This window comes from Streptomyces sp. NPDC003027, assembly GCF_053591435.1.
Map to the genome: position 1 here is coordinate 1 of NZ_JBSFTU010000080.1, position 5,728 is coordinate 5,728.

The following is a 5,728-nucleotide window of genomic DNA, read 5'->3' on the forward strand; positions in this document are numbered from 1 at the left end:
GCACAACCTCGCCCTCGCTGGATAGATCAGCGGCTCGTACGGCGGCAAGCCCTGCCCAGGGCGATCCGGAGATCATTTACGGGACAACCCTTAGACAAGTGCCAAGCTGCCAGTTGTTGATCTCGAAGTCCTGAAAGGTGAGGGGGTTGGCTGTCCGGCGGAGTAGCGGATACGTTCTGCGGCACGGACAGATGCAGGTACGCCGGTATCTCCAGGCAGATCGCGCATCGGTGAGCGGGGCGTGCCGCCCGGGGTGACGTACGAACGGCTCGCCGGGGACCTTGCCAACAGGAGCCGGACGACGGCACATGGCACGAGGGGGAGGCACCCGCCTGATGAGCAGCTCGCCAACGCCTGCGCCTCAGCCGGGAGGTGCCGATCGCGCACCGCTGCCCCGCTCCAAGACAGAGCCCCCTGCACACCACTTGCAGACACGCCAGGCAACCACACCGCCCTTGCCGCCCCCGACGTACGCGCGCGACCTGCCGGGCTGGCAGCACATCGGTACCGCGCTCCGCCGGACCCCGGCCTCGGTGTGGAACGACAACGTGACCGACTTCGCTGCCGCCCTCACCTATTACGCGGTGCTCGCGCTCTTCCCGACGTTCCTCGTCACGGTCTCACTGTTGGGAATCGTCGGCGCCTCGACCACCGAAAACCTGATCAGCAACATGATCGCTGTCGTGCCGACCGAGTCCCGCCCCGTCATGCAGAGCACGTTGCAGGGCATGGCGGAGCAGCACACAGCTGCTTGGACGCTGGCCGTCTTCGGCACGATCGGCGCCCTGTGGTCCGCCTCCAGCTATCTGGGGGTCTTCCGCCGAGCCCTGCACGTCATGCACGGCGTTGAGGACCTGCGCCCGGCGTGGAGGACTGCACCACGGCTGGTGATGACCGCCGTGGTGCTGCTGATGCTTCTGGTTTCCAGTGCCCTGGTGCTCATCCTGACCGGTGAGGCTGCCCACGCCGTCGGCCGGTTGGTAGGCATGGGCAGCCTGGCCGGCACCGTATGGAACGCGCTGAAGTGGCCGCTCCTGCTGTGCCTGGTCGCCATCCTGGTGCTGGTGCTGTTCCGCTCGGGCCCGGCCGGGACACGCGGGGTGCGGCAGAGGCTTGTGGGAGACGCTCTGGCCGTGGCCCTGTGGCTCGTCGCCTCCGCCAGCTTCGCCCTCTACGTCTCGCACGTCGGCACTTACAACCGGCTGTACGGGTCGCTCGCCGGGATCATCGTCTTCTTGGTGTGGCTGTGGCTGTCCAACCTGGCCCTCCTCACCGGGGCTCAGTTCAACGCCGAACTGGCCAAACTCCGCCGTCGGTGACCGACAAGGCACAAGCTGCCCAGCCCCCTCGTCCCGGTCGGCCAGCCACTCCGTTCCCTGGCACCCAGACACCCGCAGGCAAAGCGACGACCAGTACGCCAGGCACCGTAGCCAGTGCCACTGACAACCGCTGCCCGTCGCGTCACGCCGCATGTCACAGGAGACCCGCGTCGGCACTTGTGAGGGTGGAGAAGGCTGAGGGCATGACACACTCAACCGGTACGTCGGTGACCAGTGCCCGCCCCGGCCGCTGAGGAGCCTGACGACGCGTTGCTGCGCCGCATGCTCATCCAGCTGCCTCTGGGCTCGCCGACTTCTTCGGACCGGACCGGACCCCGAGTAGCGCCTGCCGCTTCACGACGCGGGTATCGGAACGTCCAAGCAAACCAATGTGGCTAGGAGCTTGTAATGGCGCGGATAGTCCTGCGTGACAAGACCGCGACGGAACCCGGGGACCCGGTTTCCGGAAAACCTCCCCTGTCTGTGCTCGGCCGGGTACTGGCCATGCTGTTGGCCTTCGCGGCGATGGTGGGATTCGCGGTGGTGCTGGCCCGACTGACGCTGGAACCGTCGGCGGCGTCCGTGCCGTTGACGCACAGCAATCTGCGCCCTGGTGACTCCATCCGTACCTATCTCGCCCAGCCCGCGTCCCTTGACACGGTCAAGCAGCTCGGTGGCAATATCGTGATGGGTGTGCCGTTCGGTGTGCTGCTGCCGGTGCTGGTGCCCCGAACGCGAGGGCTGGTCCGGGTAGCGGTGGTCACCGCTCTCGTGATGCTCCTCGTGGAACTCGTCCAAGGCGCCCTCATCATCGGGCGTACCTTCGACATCGATGACGTTCTGCTCAACACCACAGGTGCTCTTCTGGGTTACCTGCTGATCGGCCGCCGGTTGGGCCGTGCAGTGCATCCCCGGCGCCGCCCCTGGTGGCACCGATTCACCAAACGCCCGGTGACTGCTTCGGATCCGACGTAACTGAGCCTTTCAGCCGACCCTCCGGCGGGTGAGGTATCGCGCGGTGTCGACGAGGTCGGCGAGCAGGGCGGTTACGACAGTGCCGGTCCGAGCCGCCATCCATGACGTCAGTGGTGATGCTGGAGCCGCCCGGACCGGCGGACCCGCTGCCGCCGGTCGATGAGGTGGCGATGGCCCGGGCCCGGGCTGCGACCGAGGCCCTGGTGCGGCTGGGGAAGTTTGCCGGGGCGGTCGGCGCGATGGTGATTCCTTCGCAGCGCGGGGTGCTGGTGGCGCTCGGTGGCGTCGACGGGGAGCTGTACGTCAACGGCCAGGCGCTGTGACCGAGCAGTGGGCGGCCCGGCTGCGATCAGAGCTGCCGGACGTCGCCTCGGACGTGGCCAGGCTCCAGGCGATGCGGGTGGAGTGGCAGGACACGCCGCCGGCGGACCGCTCCTTCGAGCTGGGCGGGTGCACCGATCCGAACTGCCACGGGGTCCACCGACCCCTGGGGTCCGGCGGCGTCTCCTTCCCGTCTGCGGCCGGTGTACGGGTCGGTGCCGGGCGCGGCAGCGTGTGGACGGGGCGTTGAGGGAACCGGATCCGGGGCACCCTTCACGGGGTGAGCGAGAACGACCGGAACAGGCAGGACGCCGAGAGCCCGGGCGCTGCGGCGGCGGGGCCACAGGATGTGGGCAGGCTGCTGTGTGACCGGCTCGCCGAAGCAATCATCGCGATCCGTTTCCCAGGGGGCCATCCTGATAGGGCTGAAGCCTGCCCGTGCCGGCGAGGGCGAGGGTGACGAGGCTGTGCTGACCGAACCAGACGACAGAGCAGAGTGAGAAGGACAGGCCATGATCCATGCAGCCGATATCCGTGAGTGGCGCAACCACAGCGTCGTCGACCCCAAGGGCCGCAAGATCGGCGTGCTCGAAGCCATCTACGTGGACACCACCACCGACGAACCGGCCATGGCCACGGTCCGTATCGGACTTCCCACCCGTCACCAGCTGGCTTTCGTGCCCCTCGACGAGGCGATCCTGGGACCGGACTACGTCAAGGTCTCCTACGACAAGGCGCTGGTGAAGAAGGCGCCCACGGTCGGTATGGACGACATCCTGCCCGCCGAGGCCGAGGAAGCGATCTTCCAGCACTACGACCTGACCTACCAGCCGGGCGCGGGCGGCGAGAGGCAACTCGCGCGCCGCTGACCGCCCCGCACTCATCCCGAAGGAGGTGTTCGTGTCATGGCTCTGTTCCTGTTTCTCGTTCTGGTCGCCGTCGTGCTGGGAATCGTCGGCGTGGTGGTGGAGGGACTGTTCTACCTGCTGATCATCGGCATCGTGGTCCTCGTGGCTGCTGTGGCCTTCATCGCGGTGCGCTGGTCCCGGCGCTCCGGCCGCCGCCCCATCCGATAACGCCGGATAGCCCAGGATCCCAACCGCCACGGCGTTCACCGGCCCTCGCTCCCGGCGGCGCGACCTCCCCGCCCGTGGGCGCGTTGGACAAGCGACACGTGCACCCCTTCCGGCTGCTTGCCGGAACTGTGTGGTGACGGCCCCTGTTCCCGCCCGACATCAGGGGTCGTCGGCGTGCGTCAGCGTGTCGTCAGCATCAACCAGGTGTCGGCGGTCTCTCCCAGCCGTCGCCGAAGAATATTCGAAGTGCGACTAATGCGCAGTTCAATGTTCCCAGGATGTTCCCATTGCGCACCCAAAGGCCTTCCGGGGTGGTTCCCTGGAAGGCCTTCAGTGCGCTGACCTGCAATTGTGTTGTGCCCCCGGCAGGATTCGAACCTGCGACACCCGCTTTAGGAGAGCGGGAGGGCGGATTTGCGTCTGACCTGCCCTGATGTTGCAGAGATAGGCTGCGGCTCAGGACCCGTCGATGTCCGTCACTCCCCGTGGCTCCCCGCGCGTTCTGGCACGGAAGTGGCACGGCCACACGTCAGTCAGTAGCAGCCTGAGCCCACAGTCGCGGCGGCGCCTTACCTTCCTTCAAGAAAAGATCCACCATCCGCATGTCTGAGGCGAAGCCGACGGGCGTGTTGTCTGCTAGAAGATCCAACTGATCTGGACTCCAGTCGTCGGCACTGCCGCTGAGCAAGACAAACCTCTGATCCGGCGAATAGCGAGCGCGGGAGAGCTGCTGCACGAGTACGAGAGCATGCTCGGCTGCCTGCTTACTAGCTGCCGCCTGCACGAGGACCTCGCGCTTGGGGGCGGTCACGCGTGCTGTCGGACGTACTTCTCCACCTCGGGGAAGCCTTACAGACGGCCGCTTCTGGTACTTGAGGTGAGCAGAACTGAGGAAGGCGTAAAGGGACCTTTCCAGTGGGCTCTCACGACCTCCTTGAGCCAACCACTTCAGGCTGTCTGTCGAGAGAACAGCACCTGCGATGTCGGCCACCAGAGCGCTAGCGCAGTGGATGGAACGTCGCCCCGTAATCCGCCCATGGATCTCCCTGAGGTGGTAACCATCCAGGATTTCGTCCCATGCCTTGCCAGCACGTCCGGAACTCAGATCAACACCTGCGTCCATCAGACGCATGGCGGCTACGCCGGCATCACTCGCAAGGATCTCCTGGCCGACCACCTTCACCAGCACAGTGACCCCGTCCCCGTCGCTCAAGAAGAGTCCACCAGTGAGTGCGACGGTTCCAGGCTTCCCGCCAGGTGCTATCGACCATCCAGGAAGTTGATCACGGACCGCAGAGGGCAGTAGGTCGTCCCTGATCACGGGTACTCCTCCAATCCCTCTAGCGGTAGCGTCTCGGGTGGTACTGGGGGGCTAACCCAGTTGTACCCGGCCTCGACGGTGATGTTGCACTCGCCCATGAAATCGAGCAGTACCCGACGGTACTCCTCTTCCAATGCCTCGAGCGTCGCATCAGCCGGGACCGCCGGATCGTGACGTATGTCCGTTGGCTCGTACACATCCTTGTTGCCTCTAGCCTCGCTCCAGCGATGCTTGTGAGTGCGACAGATGTAGTCCTCGCCCGTCCGATCCCTGTGGGTTCCTCGGACATCCAATCGCCGGACGTTCACACCACTGGGCAGATGACGCAAGATCAGCGTGTACTCCCACGCTAGATCAACTTTAATGCGAAAGAGCAGGTCAAAGCGGTCCGATAGATCGCTGCGCACAGGTACGTTGCCTTCGAGCTGCGATGCTCGACCATCCTTGCGCACGCTCTTGGGCTTCCAGCGGATAGGTGCATTGAGCTGCGCGTTCACAGTCGCGCTCAAGATCTTTTCCGCAGCCTCGTCAGTGCAATCGCCCGCCCCCAACATGTCGTGATCATAGGAGTAGACCGGGCGTAAGGGAATGGCTTCGTTCGGTTACGCCTCCCAGCGTTGACGCCTAAGGGCTGTCCCGTAACTGCGGGAGCATGAGGGCCTGCCCCGGCTTCGCGGACATCAGAGAAAGAGAAGCTCGACGTCTTTCGCGACGCA

Annotated in this window: 8 protein-coding genes; 6 read left to right on the forward strand and 2 right to left on the reverse strand. The window is 65.5% G+C overall.

Annotated features, from left to right (window positions below):
• The first annotated feature begins 455 nt into the window (after nt 1-455).
• The 6 genes from ACWDX6_RS30525 to ACWDX6_RS30550 all read left to right on the forward strand — a co-directional run bounded on the left by ACWDX6_RS30525 (nt 456) and on the right by ACWDX6_RS30550 (nt 3,691).
• Nucleotides 456-1,319: a YihY/virulence factor BrkB family protein gene (locus tag ACWDX6_RS30525; RefSeq protein ID WP_451488111.1), complete on the forward strand. Its 864-nt coding sequence runs from the start codon at nt 456-458 to the stop codon at nt 1,317-1,319.
• Nucleotides 1,320-1,727: 408 nt separating this feature from the next.
• A complete protein-coding gene (locus ACWDX6_RS30530) occupies nt 1,728-2,294 on the forward strand; it encodes a VanZ family protein (RefSeq protein ID WP_451488112.1) in 567 nt (188 codons plus the stop codon).
• Nucleotides 2,295-2,395: 101 nt separating this feature from the next.
• A complete protein-coding gene (locus tag ACWDX6_RS30535; RefSeq protein ID WP_451488113.1) occupies nt 2,396-2,617 on the forward strand; it encodes a hypothetical protein in 222 nt (73 codons plus the stop codon).
• Nucleotides 2,614-2,865, forward strand: a complete 252-nt coding sequence (locus tag ACWDX6_RS30540) for a hypothetical protein (RefSeq protein WP_451488114.1) — start codon at nt 2,614-2,616, stop codon at nt 2,863-2,865. The genes ACWDX6_RS30535 and ACWDX6_RS30540 overlap by 4 nt, the downstream gene beginning before the upstream one ends.
• 262 nt (nt 2,866-3,127) lie before the next feature.
• On the forward strand, nt 3,128-3,484 hold the full coding sequence (locus tag ACWDX6_RS30545; RefSeq protein WP_214981204.1) for a PRC-barrel domain-containing protein: 357 nt from the start codon (nt 3,128-3,130) through the stop codon (nt 3,482-3,484).
• A gap of 36 nt (nt 3,485-3,520) precedes the next feature.
• Nucleotides 3,521-3,691: a hypothetical protein gene (locus tag ACWDX6_RS30550; RefSeq protein WP_214898595.1), complete on the forward strand. Its 171-nt coding sequence runs from the start codon at nt 3,521-3,523 to the stop codon at nt 3,689-3,691.
• A 529-nt stretch (nt 3,692-4,220) separates the two neighbouring features.
• Here the strand turns inward: ACWDX6_RS30550 and ACWDX6_RS30555 are convergent.
• Together ACWDX6_RS30555 and ACWDX6_RS30560 are read right to left on the reverse strand one after the other, a co-directional pair.
• Nucleotides 4,221-4,904, reverse strand: coding sequence for a hypothetical protein (locus tag ACWDX6_RS30555; protein ID WP_451488115.1), 684 nt, complete (start codon nt 4,902-4,904; stop codon nt 4,221-4,223).
• Between the two features lie 104 nt (nt 4,905-5,008).
• A complete protein-coding gene (locus ACWDX6_RS30560) occupies nt 5,009-5,566 on the reverse strand; it encodes a hypothetical protein (protein WP_451488116.1) in 558 nt (185 codons plus the stop codon).
• Nucleotides 5,567-5,728 lie beyond the last annotated feature (162 nt).